22 protein-coding genes are annotated in these 25,013 nt (G+C 64.8%); 6 read left to right on the forward strand and 16 right to left on the reverse strand.

What is annotated here, in order from left to right; genetic code table 11:
* The 8 genes from AC1Z32_RS29980 to AC1Z32_RS30015 form a co-directional block, all read right to left on the reverse strand.
* A complete protein-coding gene (locus AC1Z32_RS29980; protein WP_483482460.1) occupies positions 1 to 2,388 on the reverse strand; it encodes a DNA polymerase II in 2,388 nt (795 codons plus the stop codon).
* A 174-nt stretch (positions 2,389 to 2,562) separates the two neighbouring features.
* A complete protein-coding gene (flhC, locus tag AC1Z32_RS29985) occupies positions 2,563 to 3,225 on the reverse strand; it encodes a flagellar transcriptional regulator FlhC (protein ID WP_483482461.1) in 663 nt (220 codons plus the stop codon).
* An 18-nt stretch (positions 3,226 to 3,243) separates the two neighbouring features.
* Positions 3,244 to 3,561, reverse strand: a complete 318-nt coding sequence (gene flhD / locus AC1Z32_RS29990; RefSeq protein ID WP_014250878.1) for a flagellar transcriptional regulator FlhD — start codon at positions 3,559 to 3,561, stop codon at positions 3,244 to 3,246.
* Between the two features lie 530 nt (positions 3,562 to 4,091).
* Complete coding sequence (locus tag AC1Z32_RS29995; RefSeq protein ID WP_483482462.1) at positions 4,092 to 5,171, reverse strand: purine-nucleoside phosphorylase; 1,080 nt, start codon at positions 5,169 to 5,171, stop codon at positions 4,092 to 4,094.
* An 83-nt stretch (positions 5,172 to 5,254) separates the two neighbouring features.
* Complete coding sequence (locus AC1Z32_RS30000; protein ID WP_483482463.1) at positions 5,255 to 7,813, reverse strand: mechanosensitive ion channel family protein; 2,559 nt, start codon at positions 7,811 to 7,813, stop codon at positions 5,255 to 5,257.
* 160 nt (positions 7,814 to 7,973) lie between these two features.
* The gene (locus AC1Z32_RS30005; protein ID WP_483482464.1) at positions 7,974 to 8,900 is read right to left on the reverse strand and encodes a cation diffusion facilitator family transporter; all 927 of its coding nucleotides are present in this window, start codon (positions 8,898 to 8,900) and stop codon (positions 7,974 to 7,976) included.
* 16 nt (positions 8,901 to 8,916) lie between these two features.
* Complete coding sequence (gene selD, locus AC1Z32_RS30010) at positions 8,917 to 9,972, reverse strand: selenide, water dikinase SelD (RefSeq protein ID WP_483482465.1); 1,056 nt, start codon at positions 9,970 to 9,972, stop codon at positions 8,917 to 8,919.
* 44 nt (positions 9,973 to 10,016) lie between these two features.
* Complete coding sequence (locus tag AC1Z32_RS30015) at positions 10,017 to 10,577, reverse strand: putative glycolipid-binding domain-containing protein (protein WP_483482466.1); 561 nt, start codon at positions 10,575 to 10,577, stop codon at positions 10,017 to 10,019.
* Between the two features lie 234 nt (positions 10,578 to 10,811).
* On the opposite strand from AC1Z32_RS30015, the gene AC1Z32_RS30020 reads away from it, so the two are divergent.
* The gene (locus AC1Z32_RS30020) at positions 10,812 to 11,234 is read left to right on the forward strand and encodes a BspC domain-containing protein (RefSeq protein ID WP_483482467.1); all 423 of its coding nucleotides are present in this window, start codon (positions 10,812 to 10,814) and stop codon (positions 11,232 to 11,234) included.
* A 3-nt stretch (positions 11,235 to 11,237) separates the two neighbouring features.
* Here the strand turns inward: AC1Z32_RS30020 and AC1Z32_RS30025 are convergent, their stop codons facing one another.
* A complete protein-coding gene (locus AC1Z32_RS30025) occupies positions 11,238 to 11,762 on the reverse strand; it encodes an RrF2 family transcriptional regulator (protein ID WP_483482468.1) in 525 nt (174 codons plus the stop codon).
* Between the two features lie 408 nt (positions 11,763 to 12,170).
* Here AC1Z32_RS30025 and AC1Z32_RS30030 point away from each other — a divergent pair, with 408 nt between their 5' ends.
* Positions 12,171 to 12,389 (forward strand): hypothetical protein, encoded by a 219-nt coding sequence (locus AC1Z32_RS30030; protein WP_483482469.1) that lies wholly within the window; start codon positions 12,171 to 12,173, stop codon positions 12,387 to 12,389.
* 68 nt (positions 12,390 to 12,457) lie between these two features.
* On the opposite strand, the gene AC1Z32_RS30035 is transcribed toward AC1Z32_RS30030, so the two are convergent.
* The 6 genes from AC1Z32_RS30035 to AC1Z32_RS30060 all read right to left on the reverse strand — a co-directional run bounded on the left by AC1Z32_RS30035 (position 12,458) and on the right by AC1Z32_RS30060 (position 17,115).
* Positions 12,458 to 13,821, reverse strand: a protein-coding gene (locus tag AC1Z32_RS30035; protein ID WP_483482470.1) for an IS3 family transposase whose coding sequence is annotated in 2 segments (ribosomal slippage) — positions 12,458 to 13,350 and positions 13,350 to 13,821 — 1,365 coding nt in all. Because the reading frame shifts where the segments join, the coding sequence is not laid out codon by codon here.
* A 90-nt stretch (positions 13,822 to 13,911) separates the two neighbouring features.
* A complete protein-coding gene (locus tag AC1Z32_RS30040) occupies positions 13,912 to 14,703 on the reverse strand; it encodes an anti-sigma factor family protein (protein ID WP_483482471.1) in 792 nt (263 codons plus the stop codon).
* A complete protein-coding gene (locus AC1Z32_RS30045; protein ID WP_483482472.1) occupies positions 14,700 to 15,224 on the reverse strand; it encodes a sigma-70 family RNA polymerase sigma factor in 525 nt (174 codons plus the stop codon). Before AC1Z32_RS30045 ends, AC1Z32_RS30040 begins: the two co-directional genes overlap by 4 nt.
* A gap of 55 nt (positions 15,225 to 15,279) precedes the next feature.
* Positions 15,280 to 15,420, reverse strand: a complete 141-nt coding sequence (locus tag AC1Z32_RS30050; RefSeq protein ID WP_483482473.1) for a hypothetical protein — start codon at positions 15,418 to 15,420, stop codon at positions 15,280 to 15,282.
* Positions 15,421 to 15,549: 129 nt separating this feature from the next.
* On the reverse strand, positions 15,550 to 15,930 hold the full coding sequence (locus tag AC1Z32_RS30055; RefSeq protein WP_483482474.1) for a COG4315 family predicted lipoprotein: 381 nt from the start codon (positions 15,928 to 15,930) through the stop codon (positions 15,550 to 15,552).
* A 186-nt stretch (positions 15,931 to 16,116) separates the two neighbouring features.
* Entirely contained in the window at positions 16,117 to 17,115 is a 999-nt protein-coding gene (locus AC1Z32_RS30060) for an AraC family transcriptional regulator (RefSeq protein WP_483482475.1), read from the reverse strand.
* A 216-nt stretch (positions 17,116 to 17,331) separates the two neighbouring features.
* Between AC1Z32_RS30060 and AC1Z32_RS30065 the strand changes: the two genes are divergently transcribed.
* Positions 17,332 to 18,387: an aldo/keto reductase gene (locus tag AC1Z32_RS30065; RefSeq protein WP_483482476.1), complete on the forward strand. Its 1,056-nt coding sequence runs from the start codon at positions 17,332 to 17,334 to the stop codon at positions 18,385 to 18,387.
* A gap of 187 nt (positions 18,388 to 18,574) precedes the next feature.
* Positions 18,575 to 19,756, forward strand: coding sequence for a 4-hydroxybenzoate 3-monooxygenase (locus AC1Z32_RS30070; protein WP_483482477.1), 1,182 nt, complete (start codon positions 18,575 to 18,577; stop codon positions 19,754 to 19,756).
* A gap of 52 nt (positions 19,757 to 19,808) precedes the next feature.
* Here AC1Z32_RS30070 and AC1Z32_RS30075 read toward each other — a convergent pair whose 3' ends face one another.
* Complete coding sequence (locus AC1Z32_RS30075; protein ID WP_483482478.1) at positions 19,809 to 22,067, reverse strand: amylo-alpha-1,6-glucosidase; 2,259 nt, start codon at positions 22,065 to 22,067, stop codon at positions 19,809 to 19,811.
* Positions 22,068 to 22,245: 178 nt separating this feature from the next.
* Here AC1Z32_RS30075 and AC1Z32_RS30080 point away from each other — a divergent pair, with 178 nt between their 5' ends.
* Both AC1Z32_RS30080 and AC1Z32_RS30085 read left to right on the forward strand, forming a co-directional pair.
* Entirely contained in the window at positions 22,246 to 23,040 is a 795-nt protein-coding gene (locus AC1Z32_RS30080; RefSeq protein ID WP_483482479.1) for a sulfite exporter TauE/SafE family protein, read from the forward strand.
* A 272-nt stretch (positions 23,041 to 23,312) separates the two neighbouring features.
* Complete coding sequence (locus AC1Z32_RS30085) at positions 23,313 to 25,010, forward strand: acid phosphatase (RefSeq protein ID WP_483482480.1); 1,698 nt, start codon at positions 23,313 to 23,315, stop codon at positions 25,008 to 25,010.
* Positions 25,011 to 25,013: the final 3 nt, after the last annotated feature.

Here is a 25,013-nt window from a genome sequence, read left to right on the forward strand (position 1 = left end):
CTAGAAGAGTTCTTTCTGCCCGGACATCAGCGCGGTGAAATCGTCGCGCATGAAAGGGAGGATGCCGTCCGCGACCGGCTGAAGCTGCTTGCTCACGTAATGCTCGTAGTCGATCGGCGCATGACGCGCTTCCACCGGCTCGGGACCGGCCGTCGTCATCACATAGCTGATCCAGCCGCCGTTCTGATATTGCAGCGGACGGCCGGCGCGCGCGTTGTATTCATCGGCGATGCGCGCGGCGCGCACGTGCGGCGGCACGTTGCGTTGATAATCGCCTAGCGTGCGGCGCAGACGTTTGCGATAAATCAGCAGCTCGTCCATTTCGCCGCGCCGCGTGCGTCCGACGTAATCGCGCACGTAATCCTCGTAGGCCTCGCCCTTGAACACACGCAAATAGAGCTCCTGCTGGAAGCGCTGCGCGAGTGGAGTCCAGTCGGTGCGCACTGTTTCCAGACCCTTGTAGATGATTTCCTCGCTGCCGTCGGCGCGTGTCGTCAGGCCTGCGTAGCGTTTCTTGCTGCCCTCTTCCGTGCCGCGGATCGTCGGCATCAGAAAGCGTGTGAAGTGCGTTTCGAACTGCAGCTCGAGCGCGCTGTCGAGACCGAACGCGTCGCGCAGATGCTCGCGCCAGTATGCGTTCACATGCGCGACGAGCGCGCGCCCGATGCGCGCCGCGTCCTCTTCGCTGCGGGCGCGTCTCAGCCACACGAAGGTCGAATCCGTATCGCCGTAGATGACGCTGTAGCCGCGCGCCTCGATCAGCTCGCGCGTGCGATGCATGATCTCGTGCCCGCGCATCGTGATCGACGACGCGAGACGCGGATCGAAGAAGCGGCAGCCGCTCGATCCGAGCACGCCGTAGAACGAATTCATGATGATCTTGAGCGCCTGCGACAACGGCTTGTTGCGCTGACGTTTCGCGGCCTCGCGCCCTTCCCACACTTGCGCGACGATCGCGGGCAGACAGTGCGTGCCGCGCGAAAAGCGCGCGCCGCGAAAGCCGGGCACGGTGGCGGCGTCATCGGGCGTGGCCATGCCTTCCGCGAGCCCGGCGGGATCGATCAGAAACGTGCGGATGATCGACGGATACAGGCTCTTGTAATCGAGCACGAGCACGGAATCGTAGAGGCCGGGGCGCGAGTCCATCACGAAGCCGCCGGGGCTCGCTTCCTCGGGCACGTCGCCGAGATTCGGCGCCACATAGCCCAGCCGATGCATGCGCGGCATGTACAGATGCGTGAACGCCGCGACCGAGCCGCCGCTGCGATCGGCCTGCAGGCCGGTGACGGTCGCGCGCTCGAGCAGGAACGGCAGCAGTTCGGTCTTCTCGAAGACCTTCGTGACGAGCTCGCAGTCGCCGAGGTTGTAATGCGCGAGCGCGGGCTTGTCCTCCTGAAACCGCCGCTCGATCTCGTCCATGCGCGCGTACGGACTGTCGATCGCCTTGCCTTCGCCGAGCAAGGACTGCGCGACGTATTCCAGGCTGAACGACGGAAAATTCCACGTCGCCGAGCGCAAGGCCTCGATGCCGTCGATCACGAGCCTGCCCGCGATGGAGATGAACCAGTGATTGCGGTTCATGCCGTGCTCGCGCCATTCGACCGCGCTGCCGTCGCGGCCGAGCGCGAGCGGCACGCCGTAGTCGTCGGCGTGCCGCTGGAGAATGCGCAAGTCGAATTGCACCACGTTCCAGCCGATGATCGCGTCCGGATCGTGCTCCGCGATCCATGCGTTGAAACGGCGCAGCATGTCGGCGCGGGTGTCGCAGTAGTCGAGCGCGAAACCGGGCTCGCCTGCGTCGCCATTGGGCGGCCCGAGCATGTACACCTGACGCGCGCCGCAGCCTTCGAGCGCGATCGAATAGAGATCGCCCTTGACGCTCGTTTCGATATCGAGCGACACGACTTTCAGCGATGGCCGGTAATCGGGCGCAGGCTTCAGTTCGCTCGACACGTAACCGTCGCGCTCCACACCCTCGAACGACACCGGCGCGGTGATGAAGCGCTCCATCAGATAGCGTTCGTGCGGCCGGATATCGGCTTCGAAGACGTTGACACCCGCGCTTCTCAGATTCTTTTCGAGCGCGAGCAACTGGCGGTATTGCGGGCAGTACAGGCCGAGCACCGGCTTCTGGCGAAAATCCTTCAGCGGCAGCTCGCGCAGATACGCATCGCGCGCGCCCGCGATGACCGGCTCGGCCTTCGCGCGATCCTCGGCGCGGATGAACGCGACGCTCGTCTGCAACGCGATGCGGATCTTCCTCGGGCCGTCGCCGGTGGCGAGCCAGAAATCGACCTCGGTCCCTGCCGCGGTATCGCGCCAGTGACGAGTCAGCAGAAAACCCTGTTGTGCGGGGGCCAAGCCCTTACCTTCGATAGCGCGTGCCATCGAAACATTTTACTTGGCGTGGAAATGAAAAACCCGGCGCGTATCGGCGCCGGGCTTCGGGAAAAATCTTGGAAATCGGGAAAAACAAAGCGGAAGTAAAACGCGGTAGCGGCGAGCCGGTCGTCCACCATCCTCGCGGACAGTCCCCGGAGAACGGCTGGCGGCCGCCACCGCCTAAGCGGCCTGTGCGACCAGGCCTGCCCGTTGCGGCTGTAACGCCGCTACGTTACCGAGTACCGTTTGCTCCGCATGCGCCGGCACTTCCTTCTTCGACATCACCACCTCCAGAGCGGCTTCTCGAGTGGCCTGTTTGGCGGCCGCCGCTTTCTTGGTCTTCCCCGCGCGTGACGGCGGCTGGCAGGCCCCGCACACCACGTTGTTCTGTAAATCATGTTTGTGTGCAACGAACTTCCCGGTGCAGCGGCAGCACGGCGTCATCTGCAGCATGCCCGCGTCGAAGAAGCGCACAAGAGTCCAGGCCCGCGTAAGGTCGAGTACCGCCTCGGCGCCGCTATGGTTGCAGTGCTCGAGATACAGCCGATACCCCTTGGTCAACGCATCGAGATGCGAGCAACCGGCTTCGTTCTTCAGGAACGTATAGGTGTTATAGAAAAGCGATGCGTGGATATTGGCGAGCCACGTCATGTACCAGTCGGCCGAGAACGGCAGCATGCCCTTCGGCGGCGATACGCCCTTCACTTCGCGGTAAAGGCGGATCATGCGATCGCGCGAGAGCGTGAGTTCGCTCTCCAGCACTTGCATGCGCGCGCCGAGCTCGATCAGCGCGATGGCGCGGAACACTTCCTGGGCGTCTTCGGTGAGGCTCTTCTTCAGCATGGCTCGCTCCGTCGTCCCTTAAGCGAACTGTTCGGCCGGCTGGCCAGCCAGCAGGATTGCCGCGTGCGTCGGCGCGATGTCCGCGTTCTTCGCGGGTTGCGTCAAGGCCGACAGCATCGTGTGATCGTTGAAGCGGAAAGCGCAAAGCAGGTTATCCGACGACGCGAGCTTGACGACCTGCGCGAGCGTGAGGCCCGACAGCAGATCGGCCAGTTCCGCCGAAAGACCGAGCCGGAACATGCCGATGGCGCGGTCCTCACGCAGGAGACGCTGCGCGAGCATGATGTACGACAGGTTGATTTCCCGGATCGATTCCAGCGTTTCGCGACCGTTCATGGTTGCAACTTCCAGTAAAACCCCGAATTTCCAGCCGGCTTTTTGCCGATATCTTTTTTATGCCTCACCGGGCTAGTTCTGCCCGGCTACGTACTGCGTAATCTTTGTTTCAGTGCGTTACATCTTGTAACAACCACTGTGAAACGGATTCTAAGTACGGTCTGAATCGAAAGCAAGGGCATCTCAATAATATTTTGTTGCAAACAACACTTTCGATCGGTAATTTTTTCGGTCAGTCGAATTTACCTTGGATTCACGCTCGCTTTCTATTTGTCATACGTTTGCGAGGTCCATCTGGCGCGGTTTCTTTTTTGGTCGGATAAATCGCTCGACGCCAGCAATAACGGGGCATTTCGGGATTTGGTTGACACTCGGAACAGCTATTTTTGAGATGATTTGTCAGATGAAAATAGCCGGAAAATGACCTAATAAACGGGCCTTACCGATGCACACTCAATGAGGTAATAATTACCTTTTACTTGTTACGTGCATGTAACGGCCTTTGTTACCCGAGTTTGTAACGTGCCGCGTTACCTTTTCGGGATGCCTTTGCCCCACGCATCCCAATGTGTAACAACCGTCTGCACGAAAGGATTGCCCGTTCGATACAGATTTTCGATGGCAGGCGCAAAACCGCCCTGCGCCGCGTAATTCAGCAGATTGTCGACGGCGCGCTGCCCCGCGTAAGGGCGATCGAAATCCGAGCCGGCGCGCAGCACGGCCACGCGGGACACATCCACCCGCCCGACGCTCGCCGCGCGCCTGAGCGCCTCGTAGGTCGCGTTGTCTTCCTGCTGCGTCGTGCAATAGACGCCGCGGCCATCGGTCAGAAGACGCGTCCAGGCACGCGCCCGCTCGCCGATGTACTTGCCCGACCACCACGTATCGCCGGCGAGCGTGTCGCACTGGATCACGCCGGGCGGCCGGTTCGCCGGCGCGTAAGCGAACTTCGCGCGCGCGGCTTTGGCCTCGTCGCTGTCGGCGAGCGTGACGTTGCGCGAGAGCGCATACGCGGTATCGGCGAGCGTCGCGTCGAGCGCGAACACTTCGGTGCGATAGTCGAGCGACGGCTTCTCGTCCGGGCGTTTCGTGTTGATGCCGGTGAACCCGCTCGGCCACCTCGCGGGCTTCTCGCGCGCGTCGAGTTCCCATTGCGGGCCGAAATCGACGAGATACTTCGCCCACGCCGCCGAGCCGACCGTGCCCTGCGCCGGATCGATGCCCGCGATGCCGGCGATCAGAAAGTACGCGCGGCGCAAGTCGAAGCGGTCGGAGAACGCGAGCGCCATCATCGACGCGGCCGCGTTGGTGTGGCCCATGCCCGTCGTGACGACGCACACATCATCGCGATTGCAATGCACGGCGGGATAGTCCGGCGAAAGCCCCGGCACCGCGATCGCGTCCCACGGCCCGAGCCTGTCGAGCCAGACCTTGCCTTCGGGCGCGAACATCGTGACGATCATGACCTTGACTTCGCGCGAGCCGCTGGCGGAGTCGAATGAACGCGGGGCGGAGGCACATCCCGCGAGGCTCGCCGCGAACGCCATTGCGACGATCGCGCGGCGGAGCTTCTTCGGGGTCTTCTTCGATTCCGATGCGGCGGCTCTCATGGCAGGCGTGACCCTCGTAAAAGTTCGACCTTCGAAAGAAAATCGCGCCCGCGCGGGCGCGATCCGGCCGAACGATTATAGGATCACGTGCCGCTCTGCGATGCCCGCGGCGGCGGCGCATTCGATGCGACGTTCGCCGAGCCCGCGGCTTCGCTGGTCGGATGCTGCGCGGCCTTCGAAGGCTCGCCGCGCTGGTCCGCGCCGGCTTCCTGCGCATCGGGCGCGGCATCCTGACTGCCTTCCTGGCCGCCGCCGTTCACGATCACGAAGTTGCGCTGCGGATTCGCGATCTCGATGCCCCGCGCCGTGAACTCGTTGAGAATGCGCCGGTTGAACTCGCGCTGCACCGGCCAGCGCGCGCTGTCGCGGCATTGGATCTGGCCGGCGAGCGTGACGGTCGAGCCGTCGACGGCATCGACGCCCCAGAAGCTGAAATCGGACAGGATGCCGTCGCGGAACGCCTCGTCCTCGCGCAGCGCCGAGCCGATTTCCTTCAGCGTGGAGATCGCGAGATCGACATCCTGGCCGAGCGCGATCGACACGCGCACCGCCGCATTGCCGATACCGCGGTTCGTGTTGTTCACCGTCGAGACCGAGCTGAACGGCACCGTGTAGAGCGAGCCGTCGCCGCCGCGCAGACGCACCGTGCGAATCGATAAATACTCGACCGTGCCCGACACGCCCGCGAGCGTCACCCAGTCGCCCACCTGCATCGCGTTTTCCATCAACAGGAAGATGCCTGTGATGAGATCCTGCACGAGCTTTTGCGAGCCGAAGCCGAGCGCCACGCCGAAGATGCTCGCGCTCGCGAGCAAGGGCGCCGTGTTCACGCCGAGCTCCGAGAGGCCCGTCAGGACGACGACCATCGCGATCACGATGAAAAGGCCGGAGCGCATCATCGGCAACAGCGTGCGAAGGCGCGCGGCGCGCAGACGCTCGCCGCTCGCGGTCCACTGCTCGAGACGCCGCTCGACGACGATGTTCGCCGCCTCCCACACGAGCACGGCGAACACGGCCGCGATCACGATCGTGACGAGCGCCGACGCGAGCCGGTTGCCGACGCCGCCCGACGTGAAGAAATGCACGATGTTGACGCCCCACACTTCCAGCAGCGCAACGACCGTCACGACCGAGATCAGCGCCTGCACGATGCGCCGCAACGCCGGATAGTAGCGATACGCGCGCCGGCGCGCGATCGATTCGTTCGCGAGATCGTCCTCATCGTCCTCATGGAACACGCGGCCGAGCGCGCCGAACGCGACGATCGCCAGCACGCGCGTGCCGACGAGCACGAGCAGCGACAGGCCGCCGAGATGGAACAGCGTGCGATAGCCGTTCTGCACGTCGAGCGCCCACACGAACCACAGTGCGATCACGAAGAAGATCGCGACGCCCGCCCATATATCGGCGATCCAGTTGCCGAAGAGTTTGACGGAGCGGTTCGCCCGCGCACGCGCGCGAATGCGCTCGGCCACGGGCCTGCGGCATTCGAAGATCACGAACGCGATCATCAGATGCACGATCAGCAGGACGGCCTTCGTAATGGCGATATGCGCTTCGCCCGACAAGCCGAGCGGCTCGGCGGCGTTGGCGAGCGCGAGGCCCGCGCCCGCGACGCTCACGATGCGCCGCACCCAGCGATGCGTGTACACGGCGTAGACATCGCGCATCTGGATGAGGCGCAGGCCGGGCGCGCGCGGCGCGACGAAGAAGCCGCTCACGATCACGATCGCGCGGCATACCAGATAGACGTCGATGAGCGAGCCCGCGACACGCGCTTCGGGCGTGTCGTCGTTGATGAAAACCGACATCAGCAGCGTCACCACGCCGATGAACACGACGAGCGGAACCAGCGCGAGGAAGCCGTAGAGCAGCGCGCTCGGCAGGCGCTGCAACAGTGTCCAGTGACGCGCCGCATGACGCTGGCCGCGCGCGTCGTCGGCCTTGCGCTCCGCGAGATGCATCGCGGTTTCGTCGCCGCTTCGCGCCGCGGCGTCTTCCGCGCGCTCGGCGGCATGCTGCTGGCGCACGAGGTCGGGGTCCTGTGCCTCGGCATCGGCGATGCCGCGCGCCGCGATTTTCGCGCGCGGCTTCCTCAGGAAGCGCGAGCACAGGAATTCGAGCAGCAGCGCGGGCAGCAGCGACGCCAGCACGGTCCACGTGACATGACCGATGAGCGCGCGCCCATCCGCGCTCGACGTGCGGTCGCGCCACCACGAGATCACGGAGCCGAAATCGAGCAGCGTCGCCGCCGAGCGCCGCATGCCCGCGCCGAACTGCACGAGCCAGTGGCCCGCCTGCCGCGACAATTGGGAAGCGAGACCGTTCGCGGTCAATGAATGCGCGAGCACGCCGGACGCGCCCGATGCGGGTGCCGCCGCCGACGATGCAGCCTGCGGCGAACTCGCGGGCGCGGCGAGCGCGCCCGCCGCCGCGATGGCGCGCAGCGTATCCGCGACCTGCGTGCGGCGCGCGGGATCGTTGAGCACCGCGAGCGCATCGCGCGCCTGTTGCGGCGTCAGCGCGACGGCCGGCTGCGACGCGTGCTGCGCGGGATCGGCTGCGGCGAAGGAGGACTGCGAAAAGATCGGAAGAAGGCTCGACACGGCGACGAGCAGCACTGCCAGGAGCAATTTGCGCATGGGTCGGATGAAGATCACGAAATGTCAGGGACTCGATGCGGACGACGCGCACGACGTATGTTAACGCGATGCCGTCAGCGCGGCAGAAGCGCTCACGCACGACCCTCAGGGCGCTAGCACGCGGCGCTCCTGCCCCGCCATGAATTGGCGCGAATCGAGCCTACAGCGTCGCGGGTTCGCCGCGATCGCGTGCGATGTCGGGTTCGAAGAACACCCAGCGCACTTGCGGAAACGCACGTTGCAGATCTTCCTCGATGATATTGATCGCATCGATCATCGCGCGGCCGCTGGCGTAGTCGATCATCTCGGCCTGGACCGCGACGACCACGTGCTTGCCCCATTGCAGCGTAATGAGGCTGATGATGCGCGTGATCTCGGGACGCGCACGCAAGTGCGCATCGATCGCCTTGCGTACTTCGGGGCTGGCGGACTCGCCGACGATCATCGACTTCACTTCGCGCGCGACCAGATACGCGATGACCATCAACAGCACGCCGACGCCGATAGAGCCGGCCGCGTCATACGCCGGATTGCCGGTGAGCATGGTCAGGAGCACGGCGGCGAAGGCGATCGCGAGACCGAGCAGCGCCGCGACATCCTCGCCCGCGACGACGAGCAGCTCCGATTCGCGCGTTTCGCGGAACCATCGCCATAAGGTCTTGTCCGGCGCGCCCTTGCGGATTTCGCGTAACGCGCCCGCGAGCGAAAACGCTTCGAGCACGACGGAGACGCCGAGAATCACGAGCGCGACGATAGGATTCGACAAGGGCTCGTGATGCAGCAGCCGATGCGCGCCTTCATACACAGAGAACGCCCCGCCGACGAAAAACAGCAGCAGCGCGACGATCAGCGCATAGAAATAGATCTCGCGCCCCGAGCCCAATGGATGAAGCGCGTTCGCCGGCTTCTGCGCGCGCTTCAGGCCGAAGAGCAGCAGCAACTGGTTGCCGCAATCGGCGGTGGAATGGATGGCTTCGGCGAACATCGCGCCCGAGCCGGTGAAGGCCGCCGCCCCGAACTTGCAGACGGCGATGCCGAAATTCGCGGCGAGCGCGTAGAAAATGGCTTTCGGAGATTCTTCCTTCATGCCTTTTTATGTTGGATCAGGACACGTCGACGCGGCTCGGGCCGTCGGCCATCTCGCCGATCACCGCCGCATCGTCGAAGCCGTCGGCGCGGAAGATCGCGAGCACGTCGTTCACCGCTTCCGGCGCGCACGATACGAGCAGGCCGCCCGACGTCTGCGGATCGGTAAGCAAGGCGCGGGCCTCAGCGTCTTCCTTGCCATCCACGTTCAACGTGATGTCGTGGCCGTACGCTGCCCAGTTGCGGCCCGAGGCGCCCGTGTAGATGCCCGCGCGGACAAACTCGCGCACCTGCGGCAGCCACGGCAGGTCCGCATAGCGGACGCGCGCCGTGAGTTGCGCACCGCGTGCGAGTTCCAGCGTATGGCCGAGCAGGCCGAAGCCGGTCACATCGGTCAGCGCGTGCACGCCGTCGAGCTGCGCGAGCTCTGCGCCCGGGCGATTGAGCTTGGTCGTCGCGTCGATCATCGCCCGGTAGCCGGCGGCGTCGAGCTTGTCCTTCTTCAGCGCCGCCGACAGCACGCCGACGCCGAGCGGCTTGCCGAGCACGAGCACGTCGCCCGCGCGCGCGGCCGCGTTGCGCTTCACGCGCGAAGGATGCACGATGCCGAGCGCCGCGAGCCCGTAGATCGGCTCGACGGAATCGATCGAATGGCCGCCGGCGACCGGAATGCCCGCTTCGGCGCACACCGCTTCGCCGCCCTTCAGCACTTGCGCGATCACCTCATGCGGCAGCACGTTGATCGGCATGCCGACGAGCGCGAGCGCGAGAATCGGCTTGCCGCCCATCGCGTAGACGTCGGACAGCGCGTTGGTCGCGGCGATGCGGCCGAAGTCGAACGGGTCGTCGACGATCGGCATGAAGAAATCGGTCGTCGCGACGATCGCCTGCTCGTCGTTGAGTCTGTAGACGGCGGCGTCGTCGGCGGTGTCGTTGCCGACGAGGAGATTCGGAAACGCGGGCAACGGCGTCGCGCGCTTGAGCAGATCGGCGAGCACGCCGGGCGCGATCTTGCAGCCGCAGCCGCCGCCGTGGGACAGGCTCGTGAGACGGGGGGAAGTGGTGTCGGTCATCGTGGAATTCGTTGGAGCGAGAGTCTGCGTATTATCGCCCTTGCTCATGCGATGCGTTTGAAGAGCCCCGGATAGTCGAGCACGAGCCCGCTATCGTCGACGGTGATGTCCGCCGTGAAGCCCGTATCCAGCCCCTCGTAACGATAGCGATGATTCGGCTCGATGCACGTGTAGGCCTGCTCCACCGCGCTCACGGAGAGCTCCGGCACGCGCACGTAAGCGACGCGAATCACGCGCCGCTCGCCGCGCTCCAGTTGCAGGCGGCGGATAGGCAGCGTGTTGGTGAAGGGCGTCGCGGTGATATCCACGTCGATGCAGCCGCGCAGCGCTTCCTGCGGATTGCCGTTCGCGTCGCTCCACGCGTGCGCGTCGCCGTTGTTGCCTCCCCTGCGATGCAGATCGAGCGTCGCGCCGCCCGCGAGCTTCAAGGCAAGACGCGTGACCTGCCAGCGCGCATCGCATTCGATCCGATACACGAGGCCGAAGGCATGCGCTTCGTCCTCGCCCACGACCGCGCTCTCGATCACGATGCCATCGGGCGCCTCGTGCAAGGCGAGATGCTCGAGCCCCGTGCCTTCCTGTTGCGACCATCGCACCGTTTTCATCGCGCACCTCGTGTGTGTTCGTCCGCATCGAAGGATACATCGCGGGCGCAATGCTTTCGATCAGCATTCGACATGCGCGATTTTCTCGACGTCACAAAACGTCACACGGTATACTCCGCGCCATTCCTGCGCAGGCGCGCGCACCGCACTCACAGCGCCATTCACGCGATCCGTGCCCCGGCGATCCGCGCTCTGCCCGACCATCCCGAACGCCCCTTTTTCATCGCCCATCGCATGAAGCCCATTCTTGCTCCCGCCTTGTTCGCGCTCGCGCTGTCGGCGTCGATGTTTCAGCTCGTCGCGGCACAGGAAACGCCGGACCTGCCCGAGGATTATTCGTACCTCGCCAAGCTCCATGTGCCCGATGCCGTCGCGCAATGCGTCGCCGCGTTCGACCGCTGGGTGGAGAATGCGCCGAAGTACGACACGCTGATCGTGCCCGACCGGCGCGTGCTGTCCGCGAAGATCGACGACGATACTGCGATCTTCAGTGTCGGCAACCCGATTCCCGTTGACAAGGTCATCGTGATGCGCGCGTTCGCGAAGGCGCGCGGCACGGCGCAATGGACGCGCGTGGACAGCCGCTGCGGCGTGCGCGACGGTCACGTGGTGGGCGTCTCGCTCACGCCGAACATGAAGCCGAAGATCGTGCGTTGAGTGTCAGCTTCGGGCGGCGCGCCGCTGGCTGGTGCGCTCGTCCAGCCATTTGACGACCTGAGGCCCGAACGTGCGCGGCGCCTTCGCGTGAACCCGGCCCGCGAGATCCGATAGCCGATCCGCGGCCAGCGCCTCGCGCATGCGCTTCTCGGCGTTCTTCATGACCGCGTGCACCGCGCACACGCCGCTCGTCGCCCAGGGCGGCGCGTCGTCGCCGAACACCGCGCAACGCGCGCGAATCTCCCTGCAATCGAAGAGCGGCTTATCGCCGTCGATCGCGTCGACGACATCGAGCACGCTGATTTCCCGCGACGGCCGAGCGAGCGCGAAGCCCCCGCGCGCGCCTTCGGTCGCCACGACCAGCCCCGCCTTGTGCAGCTTCGTGAAGAGCTTGGCGACGTATTCCGCCGGCACGCCCTGCAATTCCGCGAGATCGCGCACGCTCGCCTCGCGCACGCCGTGCGGCGGCTCCGCCAGATAGAGCATGCAGTGCAGCGCGTACTCGACGCCCGTGCTGATGTGCGACATATCCACTCCGACAATATAAATCGTAGTTCAGGATAACGTGTCGCACGGCCGCGTGCAACGCATCAGATGCGCCGCGCCGGACCCTTACGGGTCCCGATCGTAAATATTTCACGTTACACGTTTGCTTACAAACGAACACGGCTTGTCATTTTGCGAACCGCTACATTGGTCTCCATGGATTCACAGGGAGAAAACCATGAAAAAACTAGCGATCCTTGCAGCGTTGGGCGTGTTGCTGAGCAGCGCGCTATCGGGCTGCATCGTCGTGCCGGACGGTGACGGGTATCACCATCACCACGGCTACTACCGCGACTGAGCCCATATTGAAACACGCACCGGATTTCGGCATAACTGCTACCACGTGAATCGTGGTTTCGACCGCAAGCATACGAACAAGGAGCCAACATCATGAACAACACGAAAAAGAGCCTGCTGATCGCCACCCTCGCCGCCGCGCTCGGCATGGGCCTCGCCAACGTCGCTTCCGCCGACGTGCATCACTACGCGCCGCATCACGTGACCGTGGGCTGGCATGGCGATCGTTACTGGGACGGCCATCGCTACTGGGAGCGCAAGGAGTGGGAGCGTCATCATCACGTCGCGCCGCCTGCGCATCGCTACTATTGAGCCCATGAGGCATGAAAAAAGCCGCAGCGGATCGCTGAACTGACCCCGCAAAGTTGGACAGTTTTGGGCTAGGCCGCTAAGGGCTGAGTTCTGTACATCACAGGACTCAGCCCTTTCAGCTTCAGCTTGATGCGGTGGTGATTGTAGTAGTGAATGTAGCGTCTGATTCCGGCCTGAAGGGCTTCGATGCTCTCGAAGTGGTTGGGGTAGAAGAACTCCGACTTCAAAGTGCCGAAGAAGCTTTCCATGGTGGCGTTGTCGTGGCAGTTGCCCTTGCGCGACATGCTTTGCGTCAGGGCTCGTTGCGAGAGCAACGCCTGGTAAGCGCCCATCTGATAGTGCCAGCCTTGATCCGAGTGCACCAAGGGGCGATCATCGACTTCCAGCCTTCTGAACGCCTTTTTGATCATGTTGGCGACCATCGCGAATGCCGGACGAGTGGCCGTCTCGTAGGCGATGATCTCGCCGTTATACAGATCCAGCACCGGCGATAGATAAAGCTTTCGCTCGCCCACCCGGAATTCAGTGATATCGGTGACCCACTTCTGGTTCGGCCCCGCGGCATCGAACTGTCTTTGCAGCACGTTCGGCGCAACCCGTCCCACCGTCCCGCGGAAGGCCTGAAACTTCTTCGGGCGCACCAGCGACTTCAGTTTCATGAGGTGCATCAACCGCTGGACGGTCTTGTGATTCACAACCGTGCCCAAATGCCGGACTGCGTGAGTAATGCGTCGATAGCCATAACGCCCTTTGTGCTGCTCGAAGACAGAACGAATACGCGCCTTGAGCTGCGCGTGTTTGTCCGCCTTGCGTGAAGCCTTGCATTGGTAGTAGAACGTGCTGCGCGCCAGGCCGGCCACTTTCAGCAGGCCGTCGAGCGCAAACTCATGCCTCAACCCGGCCACTACTTGCGCTTTTTGCGCTGCGCTGTAGGGCTTTCCGAGCGGATCAAGGCATCGAGTTTTTTTAGGTACGCATTCTCCATGCGCAGATAGTTCAGCTCCTTCAGGAGCTCTTCCTTCGTGCGGGCCTCGTCGGGTTTGGACGAAACAGCTGGCGCAGATGACTTGGGTTGCTTCACGGAGCGTCCTCGGGGGCGCGGCTCAAGGGCCTGCATACCTCCCGAATCATACCGGCGCTTCCAGACATTAATCGCGCTCGGATTGCGGATATCGAAGATCGCGGCCGTCTCTCGGCACGACAGGGCCTTGGTGTGCATGAACTGCAGCACCTTCAGTTTGAATGGGCCGTCGTAGAAACTGTACTTCCTCTTAAGCGCCGCCTCGCCATGCGCCCGCCACGCCGCCACCCATTTACGCACCGTGCCATGGCCCACGCCATGTTGACGCCCCACCTCTGCGAAACCACCGCGCTCGCCTGACAAATAGTCTTGAACGACTCTGCGCTTGAGTCGTGCGCTGTACTTGCTCATGAAAAAACACCCCAAATCGTTGAACGGGTGTCCAACTTTTGGGGTGCAGTTCATCGCTCCGCTGCGGCTTTTTTCTTTCTGATGGACGAATCACCAGCCCTTGGGATCGCCGCCGAGTTCCTTGCACGCGTCATAGGCGATCGCCTGCAGCTTCGCCTCGCCGATCTGCCCCGAGAGCGCATAGCCGACGCGGTCCCACGCCCAATAGAACGTCGTGCGCTGCCCGTCCTTGAGCGTTTTGATCTTGCTGTCGTTGCGCCGGATCGTTGCGGTCGTCATGTAGAGCGTGAGGCGTTCGCCGGCCGCGTTCTGGTACATGAACTGCGCGGCGGGCCCCTCCTCGTCCGGCAACAGGCGTCCGCCGACGAGCTGGAACCCGTACTCGGCCAGCGACGGAATCGTCACCGCGCGATTCAGCCGCTTCGACAGCCACGTGACGAGATGATCCTGCTGCGACGCCGCCACTTCGACCGCGTGCCGCTGCTCGGGCGCATACACCGCGTAGGCGATATCCGCGCGCTCCGCGAAGCGCGGCTTCTCGCCGAACTCGGGCAGGAGCATGTGCATCAGGAATCCGCACGCCACGCCCACGACGAGAAAGCACGCCGCGATCAGATAACGTTCGCGCGCGGGCGGCCGCAGGCGAACGACCTGCGGCTCGCGCTGATCGGCGAAGAGCGCGCGCAGCGCATTGTCCTGCGCGCGATACGCGGCGACAGTCGCCTCGCTCGCGGGATCGTTGGCGATGCGCGCGGCCACGGCGTCGCGCTCGTCGCCGGTCAGTTCGTCGTCGATGAAGGCGGACAGCGCCTGCAGATCGCGATCGGGCTTCGGCGGCCCCATATGGTCGCCGCCTTCGGTAGGACGGTCTTGATTCGTCATGAGCGGCTCACCACTTTCAGCGACGACGGCGATGCCTTGCGGCCCGGTTCCTCGCCGAGCAGAACCCGCATGTGCTCCCGCGCTCTCGATAAGCGCGACATCACGGTTCCGGTCGGCACGTTCAATACCACGGATGCCTCCTGATAACTCATTTCCTCGACACACACGAGCAGCATCACTTCACGCTGCTCGACCGGCAGACAATAGAGCGCGCGCTGCACGTCGCGCAGCACGAGGCCGTCGACTTCGCCGCGCGGCGCGGCCATCTGCCGCCAGGGGGCGGTTTCGTCATCGACCGCGATATCGCGGCGCCCCCGCAACTGATCGATGTACAGATTGCGCATGATCGTGAACAGCCACGCGCGCAGGTTCGTGCCGGCATGAAACGATTTGGCGCGATTGAGCGCGCGCTCGGTCGCGTCCTGCACGAGATCGTCGGCCCACGCGCGATCGCCCGTCAGCGCGCGCGCATAGCGGCGCAATTGCGGGAGATGCGCGAGAAGATCGCTCTCGAAGCTCAAGGCCGTGCGCCCGTCTGCATGCCCCGAACACTGCGGGCGATCGTGGATTGCGCCATCAGTAGCTTCCTCCGCCGGACGACCCGCTCGGCGCGCCAGACGAATTCGGCGCACCTTGCGTGCCGCTCGCACAGCCCGCCGCACCCAGCGCGAGGCCGAGCGCGACCAGGAGCACCGTCACTCCGATCGATCTTTTCATGATCGTCACCCATTGATTCATAGACCGGCGGGCTCATGGATTTATTCCGCGAGCCCGCCACCTTGCGAAAGATTTCGGATCCTCACGCCCGCGGAAACGCGGCGTGCGATCCGGCATTACCCGAAGCGCTCAGGGCTTCGCGACGTGCCAGACGTCGCGGAAGTTGTCCCCGTTCTTGTCGCCGGGCTTCGTGTCCTTCGCGAAGCGATAGACGCGCTTGCCGTCGTAGGCCCATTGCTTGCCGCCTTCGGCGGCTTCCATGGTCCATTTGCCGCTCGGCTGGTCGGAGGCGCCCGCCATCGCGGCGGGCCACGCCTGCGCGCAGCCGCCGGTGCAGGCGCTCGGGCCGCCCTTCGTGTCCTTGTCGAACGTGTAGAGCGTCATGCCGTTTTCATCGACGAACATGCCGCTCGCCTCTTTCGGCGCCGCGGCATGGGCGGATGAAGCGATGGCGGCAAAAGCGGTTGCGACCGTTGCGGCAGCGGCGAACATCTGGATGCGCTTCTTCATTTCATCTTTCCTTGTTGTAGAAGTATCCGTAGAACGTTCGGGAGCGCTGCACTATTCCGCGGACGATGAAATAAGTCGATGCGGCAGCGCCGTCGCATCGCGGCTCGGCAATCCATTCAAGACCATTCGCGCGCGCGTTGCCAGAGGTTCATCGAAATTTCGCCGGCGGGACGGTGAAACCCGCGTTCAGACGCCTGCCGCGGCCGCGGTGGCATCCCGCCAGCGCCGCGTGTCGCGCAGCGGCGGCGCGCCGAAGAGCCGGCTGTACTCGCGGCTGAACTGCGACGCGCTCTCATAGCCCACGCGATGCGCGGCGGTGGCGGCATCGACGATATCGAGCATCATCAGGCGGCGCGCCTCCTGCAGACGCAACTGCTTCTGATACTGCAGCGGGCTCATCGCGGTGACGGCCTTGAAATGATGATGCAGCGACGACACGCTCATGTGCACGTCGCGGGCGATGTCCTCCACGCGCAGCGGCTGATCGAAATGCTGGCGCAACAGCTGAATGGCCTTCGCGATGCGCTGCGTCTGGCTGTCCTGCAGCGCGATCTGCCGCAGCCGCGCGCCGGAGCCGTTCATCAGCAGCCGATAGAGAATCTCGCGCTTCACGAGCGGCGCGAGGATCGGCACGTCGTCCGGCGTATCGACGAGACGCAGCAGGCGCAGCACGGCGTCGAGCATCGCGTTGCCGAGGCGGTTCACGTACAGGCCGCGCGAGGCGTCGGCCTGCGTCGCCGGCGGCAGGCTTTCGTCCTGGATCAGCGAGGTGATTTCCTCGACGTCGAGATCGAGCCGCAGGCCGAGATACGGTTCCGACTCGCTCGCCACCGACACCTGCCCGCACACCGGCAGATCCACCGACGACACCAGATAGTGCATCGGATCGTAGATATAGACCTCGTCGCCGACCATGAGGCGCTTGCTGCCTTGCGCGATCAGCGCGAGCGCGGGCGTCTGGATGCCGTGCTTCGGTCCGCCCGGATTCATGACGCGATGCAGGAAGAGCCCCGGCACCGGCGTTTCGACCGAACCCTCGCAACCGGCGGTGAAACGGTCGAGCAGCGCGACGAGATCGAGGCGCGCCTGATCCAGGGCGGCATCGGGCGCGTCGCCGTGGCGCGGCTCCTGCGGCTGGTCGTGACTGTCTTTTCCGGCGAGGCCGGGCGTGTCGTTCAGAGCCATGTTGGACTGATTCGAGATGGAGGGTGAGTCCGCCTAGCTTACTCGCGCGGGCGCGGGATTGCTCGCGGCCGCCCCCCGCGTTTGCAGGAACAGGCAAGGATTGAACAGGATCAGGCTATGAACCGGGCGCGCGCCGGAACGATACTGCATTGCCGGCGCGGATCGTCTCGCATGGGTCGTGCGATGCCGCGCCTTTCCAGTCACTCGGGAGCAACCATGCGCTACAGGAAATTCGGCAATACCGGTCTTTTCGTCTCCGAACTGTGCTTGGGCACGATGACCTTCGGCGGCGGCGGGACCGGTGGAATCTGGGACAACATCGGCCAGTTGCAGCAGACGGACGCGGACAAGCTCATTGGCCGCTCGCTCGATGCGGGCATCAACTTCATCGATACCGCCGACGTCTACGCCGACGGCCAGTCGGAAATCATCACCGGCCAGGCGCTGAAGAATCTGAAGGTGCCGCGCGAGAATGTGGTCGTCGCGACGAAGATCCTCGGCGAAACCGGCACCAAAACCACCAACTCGCGCGGCGCGTCGCGCTATCACATCATCGATGGCGTGAAGGCGAGCCTGAAGCGCCTGCAGCTCGATCACGTCGACCTGTACCAGATTCACGGCTTCGATCCCGCTACGCCGATCGAGGAAACGCTGCGCGCGCTCGACAATCTCGTGCAGCACGGGCACGTCCGTTACATCGGCGTGTCGAACTGGGCGGCGTGGCAGATCATGAAGGCGCTCGGCATTTCCGAGCGGCTCGGGCTCGCGCGCTTCGAATCGCTGCAGGCGTATTACACGATCGCGGGCCGCGATCTGGAGCGCGAGATCGTGCCGCTGCTGCAGAGCGAGAATGTCGGGCTGATGGTGTGGAGTCCGCTCGCGGGCGGGCTGCTGTCGGGCAAGTACACGCGCGAGGGCGCGAAAGAGGAAGGCAGCCGCCGCACCAAGTTCGATTTTCCGCCGGTCAATGTCGAGCGCGCGTACGACTGCGTCGACGTGATGCGGCGCGTGGCCGAAGCCAAGGGTGTCTCGGTCGCGCAAATTGCGCTGGCGTGGCTGCTGCACCAGAAGGCGGTGTCGAGCGTGATTATCGGCGCGAAGCGCGTCGAGCAACTCGATGACAACATCGCCGCGACGAAGGTCAGCCTCAACGAGGACGAACTCGCCGCGCTCGACGAAGTCAGCCAGTTGCCTGCGGAGTATCCCGGCTGGATGCTCACGCGGCAGGGGGAATACCGGCGCAATCAGTTGAAGGAACAGGCGGCGGAGTAAGGTCGCCCCGGGCGCGGGCGTCCGCTCGCGCCCCGTAGGGATTTACCCGCAGTTTTCGCTGTTTTCGCCCGGTTTGAGGCCTTTATCTCGAAATCAGATAGACCTTATCCTCCCTATCGCGTTGCGGCATAAGGCCGCTCTGCCGACACTGTACGCACAACATCACCACTGCCTCCCGGAGACAAACATGCGTACTCAAGTCGGTATCGTCGGCGCGGGCCCCGCCGGGCTTCTTCTCTCTCATCTGCTTCATCTGCGCGGGATCGAATCGGTCGTGCTCGAAGCGCGCAGCCAGAACGACATCGAATCGACGATTCGCGCCGGCGTGCTCGAGCAAGGCACGATGGACACGCTCAATCAGGCCGGTCTCGGCGCGCGCATGCAGGCGGAAGGCGCGCTGCATCACGGCTTCGAGCTCGCGTTCGAAGGTCAGCGCCGCCGCATCGCGCTGACCGAGCTGACCGGGCACTCGATCACGGTCTATGCGCAGCACGAAGTCATCAAGGATCTCGTCGCGGCGCGTCTCGCGGCCAACGGCGCGCTGAAGTTCAACGTGTCGAACGTGTCGCTGCACGATTTCCAGGAAGGCAGCGACCGCAATCCGCGCATCAAGTACCAGCACGAAGGCCGCGACGAAGAGCTCGAGTGCGACTTCATAATCGGCTGCGACGGCTCGCAGGGCGTCTCGCGCCAGTCGATTCCCGAAGCGGTCCGGCAGGATTACCAGCGCATCTATCCGTTCGGCTGGTTCGGCATCCTGGTCGAAGCGCCGCCCTCTTCCGATGAACTCATCTACGCACGCCACGACCGCGGCTTCGCGCTCATCAGCACGCGCTCGCCGGGCGTGCAGCGCATGTACTTCCAGTGCGACCCGAAGGATTCCGTCGATGCCTGGTCCGACGACCGCATCTGGGCCGAGTTGCATGCACGCGTCGATACCGCCGATGGCTGGCAGATCACGGAAGGCAAGATCTTCCAGAAGAACATCGTCGGAATGCGCAGCTTCGTTTCCACGCCGATGCAGTCGGGCAAGCTCTTCCTCGCCGGCGATGCCGCTCACATCGTGCCGCCGACCGGCGCGAAGGGGCTGAACCTCGCGGTGTCGGACGTGCGCGTGCTCAATGCCGCGCTCCTCGACTTCTACAAGGAAGGCAGCAGCGAAAAGCTCGCGCGCTACACCGACACGGCATTGAAGCGCGTATGGCGCGCCGAGCACTTCTCGTGGTGGATGACGCGCATGCTGCACAAGCTCGACGACACGTCGCCCTTCGAGCAGCGCCTGCAAGTGGCGGAACTCGAGCACGTGACGACGTCGCGCGCGGCGGCCACCGCGCTCGCCGAGAACTACGTCGGCAGCGTGGCGGTTTAAGGACGGCAGCCCCAGAACGCACGGCGCCGCGATGGCGCCGTGCGTTTTCGCATCAAAGCACCGCGACGACCCGAGCGTCTCCGTCCACTGACGGCACCACCTGCCCGCCCACGCGCCGGAACGTGATCGTCACGTTTTTGTCGCCGAGGCGAAGATCGCCGATTTCCAGCCAGTCAATGCCCTCCGGCAACTCCGGCCGGTCGATCCGCACTTCATTATTGACGGCGTCGACGGTCACGCCGAGACACGCTTCGAGAATCATGAACGGCGCGCCCGCCGCCCAGGCCTGCGGCAGGCACGCGACCGGATAAGCGATCGGCCGCTCGCCGCGCTGGCGCGTGAATCCACAGAAGAGCTCGGGCAGGCGCATATCGAAAGTGACGGCGGCCTCGAACAACGACTGCAGCAAGGCGACCGCCGCGCCACGATCGCCGTAACGCGCGAGACCGCGCGCGCACAGCGCCGTGTCGTGCGGCCATACCGAGCCGTTGTGATACGACATCGGATTGAAGCGCGGCTGCCCCGCCGCGAGCGTGCGTACGCCCCAGCCGGTGTGAAAGAGCGTCGATTCGAGCTGGCGCGCGACGGCCTCGCCGCGCTTGCGTTCGACGAGATCGAAGGCGAGCAGATGTCCCGCGTTCGACGACAGCACGCGGCACAGCTCCCCCTTGCCGTCGAGCGCGATGCCGTAGAACTCCATGTCCGGCATCCAGTACATCTCCTCGACGCGTTCGCGGATATGGCGCGCGCGCCGCTCGAAGTCGCGCGCGCTCTCATCCTCGCCGCGCTCGCGGGCTAGGCGCGCCATGGTCGAGAACGCGGTCGACGCGTACGCCTGAACTTCGACGAGCGCGATCGGGCCGATCGGGAACCGGCCGTCCGCGTGGAACACCGAATCCTGGCTGTCCTTCCAGCCCTGATTCGCGAGGCCGTGCTCCGAGGCACGCTGATAGTCGAGCAGGCCTTGCGGATTCTCGTCGCAATGGCGCGCGACCCATTGCGTCGCGAGCTGCAGCGCCGGCCAGATTTCGTCGATCAGCGCGCGGTCGCCGGTGCGTTCGGCATAGGCGCCCGCCAGCACGATGAAGAGCGGCGTGCTGTCCACGCCGCCGTAGTAGAGGGCGAACGGCACCTCGCCTGTCGCGGCCATTTCGCTCTTGCGCGTCTCGTGCATGATCTTGCCGATTTCGGCATCGCGGAACGCCGAGTCCTCACGCGCCTGATTGGCGGCGAGAAAGCGCAGCACGCCGCGCGCGAGCGTTGGATGCAGCCAGAGCATCTGGAGCGAGGTGATGATCGCGTCGCGGCCGAAGGCGGTCGAGAACCACGGGATGCCCGCGTACGGGTACGGGCCGGTTTCGAGATCGGTGGTGAGCAGGCCGAGGTCCGCGAGCGAACGGTCGATCCATTCACTGAAAAGCGGATTGCTCGACCGCACGCGCGCACTCGCACGACGCCTGTCGCGCATGCGCCGATGCGCATCGACGAGCGCCTCGCGGATCGCCGGCCTGCCCGATTCGGGCGCGCATTCCGCCGCTTCGGCGGCGTTGCGCTTGCTTTCCTCGCTGGCGTCGCTGAGCGCGAGCGTGACCGCCGTCACCGACAGATACACGGAGATCGCCGTCTCCGACTGGATATGCAGAGCGTAATCGGCGCGCGTCGGCGAGAGCACGTCAGGCGCGGGCGTGAACTGGATGCGCGCGGTGCGCTCGACTTCGTCCAGGCCGACATAGCGCAGCACGACTTCGCCGTTCTCGACCACCGGCGGCCGCAAGGTGCCGCGCTTGCCGCGCTTCGCGCCGCGCACCTCGAACATATCGAGAAAATCCGCGGCGAAGGAAATGGAAAGCGGCACGGTGGACGGCTCCATGCCGTAATTGGTGAGCACGATGCTCTCGTGCAGCACGTGGCCCGACAGCACCCGCTTGCGCTCGACGTGGATCACGCCTTCGGGCGTGCGCGCCCCGCCGATAGGCGGCAGCGGACGATTGGTGAGGTGCGCGGTGAACACGGCGTTGTCGCTCGACACGCTGCCCGAGAGCAGCGACGGCGCGCGTCCGCCGAAGGTCAGCACGAGTTCGGATAGCACCCGCGTGTCGTTGACGAAGAGGCCGTCGTCGCCGCCGCGGATGTCGCCGTTCGCGTCATACACGGCAAAGGTATTGCCGGACTTCAGCACGAACTGGCGTTCGCTCGCCATGTTGGCGTGCTCGGTCGGAATGAACGCATCGTCCGCGACCTTCGCCGGCGACTGATGCGCCTGTTGCTGCTGCTGTTGCGTCTGTTCCTGGGTCTGTTCGTGATTATCCATTGCACCTTCCTGAAAGTAATCTGAAGGGTGTTCGTGAGCCGCTCCGGAGCGCGCCCGAGGTCCCGGCACAGCGCTTCTCGCCCGGTCGTGCGTTGCTTTCATGCAGCAAGCGGGCCGCTTACCCGCTATCATCGACGGTTTTTCGACCCAACCACGCCTGACGGGTTCTCCGCGCGCAATGTCATTTCCGCATATCGATTTACTCTATTCTGCCTCAGGGCTCGCGGTGGGCTTCCTGGTCGGCCTGACGGGCGTGGGCGGCGGCTCGCTGATGACGCCCTTGCTCGTGCTGCTGTTCGGCATTCACCCGGCGACCGCCGTGGGCACCGACCTGCTGTACGCCGCCGCGACCAAGACCGCCGGCACGCTCGTGCACGGCATCAAGGGTTCGGTCGATTGGCGCATCACCGGCCGGCTCGCGGCGGGCAGCGTGCCGGCGGCGGCGATCACGCTGTATTTCCTGCATGCGCACGGCATCACGGCGCCCGGCACGGCGCGGCTCATCCAGCTGATTCTCGGCACCGCGCTTCTCATCACCGCGATTTCCCTGATCTTCCGGCCGCAGCTCGCGCGTCTCGCCTACAAGAAGGGCCACGGCCGCCCCGAACACCCGGTACGCACCGCCGCCTGGACGGTTCTCACCGGCGCGATACTCGGCGTGCTCGTTTCGATCACGTCCGTGGGCGCCGGTGCGATCGGCGTGACGGTGCTGCTTCTGCTCTATCCGCGCCTCGCGACGGTGCGCATAGTCGGCTCGGACGTGGCGCACGCGGTACCGCTCACGCTGATCGCCGGCGCGGGCCACTGGATGCTCGGCTCCGTCGACTGGTCCCTGCTCGCCTCGCTCCTCGTGGGCTCGATTCCGGGCATCGCCATTGGCAGCGCGCTGTCCACCAAGGCGCCGGAAGCGCTGCTGCGCCACGTGCTCGCCGCGACGCTGGTTCTCGTCGGAGCAAAGCTCGTGTTCAGTTGATGTTAGTCACGGTCGTTCGCGCTTTCCAGTCGGCCAGAAGACATAGGCCGATTCACTCGTCGTTCCGTTTTTTTGCCTATGCCGTTCGGCCGGGTTTCACCCGGACTGGCGATGCGGCATCATCCCCACTCAGCTAGCCGCACGCAGCAACGCGGCCGAGCCGGGGCGCCGGGTAATTGGCAATGGGGCCAATGGGCGCGTCATCTTTCGGCGTCGATAATGCAGGCGCGCGTCATCGGGGCGTGCGCCGCGTGTTCACGAGGAGTCAGGCGATGAATGAGAACGACCATCCGCAAAACGAGCTTCCCTCCAGCCACGACACACCGGCCAGCGACGCACCGGCAGACCCCGCGCGGCGGCGGCTCCTCGCGGCGGGCGTCGGCATCGCGGGCCTGTCGCTCGGCGGGTGCAACCTTTTCGAACAAAAGCCTGCCACGCCGAAAACCACCGCCGATCTCGCGCTCGACCGCACGCTCGCGACACAGGTGAAGCATATCGTCGTGATCTACGCGGAGAACCGCAGCTTCACGAATCTCTACGGCAACTATCCGGGCGTGCAATCTCCGCTCTCGGCCGTGCCGGCATCGCTTTACACGCAACTCGACCGCGACGGCCTCACGCCAATGCCCACGCTGCCGAAAATCTGGGGCGGGCTCGTGCCGCAGGCGCAGGAAATCGACGGCAAGCGCTACGCCATCACCGAGCAGCAGATCGGCAATCTGCGCAATGCGCCCTTCCAGATCATGGACGCGCATGGCGCGCCGCTGCCGAATTCGGTCATTACGCGCGATCTCGTGCATCGCTTCTATCAGAACCAGATGCAGATCAACGCCGGGCGCAACAACCAGTTCGCGGCGTGGGGCGATTCGGGCGGGCTCGTCATGGGCCATTACCAGAATTCGCCAGACACGCTGAAGCTCTGGGGGCTCGCGCAGCAATACACGCTCTGCGACAACTTCTTCATGTCCGCGTTCGGCGGCTCGTGGCTGAACCACATCTTCCTGATTTCCGCGCAGGCGCCCTTCTATCCGGATGCGAAGGGCAGCCCGGCGGCGAAGCTGCTCGCGGTCGTCGAAGGCGACGATCCCGCGGGCTCGCGTCTGAAACTCGCGCCGGATTCGCCTAAGTCCGCGCTCGAAGGCCCGCCCAAGTTCGTGCGCGACGGCGCCCTCACCGCCGACGGCTACGCGGTCAACACGATGTTCCCGCCCTACCAGCCGAGCAACGTGCCGCCTGCGCAAGGCGGCGACCCGCGCTATGCGAACCGGTCGAACGCGCTCGTGCTGCCGCCGCAGACTTACGCGACCATCGGCGATCGCCTCTCGGACAAGAATGTCGACTGGGCGTGGTACAGCGGTGCCTGGCAGTACGCGCTGGAGCATCGCGACACCGGCGCAGTGCCCGATTTCCAGTACCACCATCAGCCGTTCAATTACTTCGCGAATTTTGCGCCGGGCACGGCGGCGCGGGCCCAGCATCTGCGCGACGCGGGCCTCGGCAATGATCCGACGACCAACAAGCTGCTCGCCGACATCGACGCGGGCCGCCTTCCCGCCGTCACGTTCTACAAGCCGCAAGGCAATCTCAACATGCACGCGGGCTACGCGGATATCGCGTCGGGGGACCGGCATATCTCGAACGTGATCGAGCACATCCAACGCTCGCCGCAGTGGCAGAACACGGTGGTGATCGTCACTGTCGACGAGAACGGCGGCTGGTGGGACCACGTCTCGCCGCCGAAGGGAGACCGCTGGGGGCCGGGCTCGCGCATTCCGGCGCTCGTGATCTCGCCGTTCGCGAAGAAAGGCTATGTCGATCACACCGTCTACGATACGAACTCGATCCTGCGCTTCATTTCACGCGTGCACGACCTCGCGCCGCTCGATGGCGTCGCCGCGCGGGATCGCGCGTTCGCCGCGAGTGGCCAGGCGCCGCTGGGCGATCTGACGAAGTCGCTGGATCTGGCGTAGCGG

Source organism: Caballeronia sp. 11_S32 (assembly GCF_056930355.1).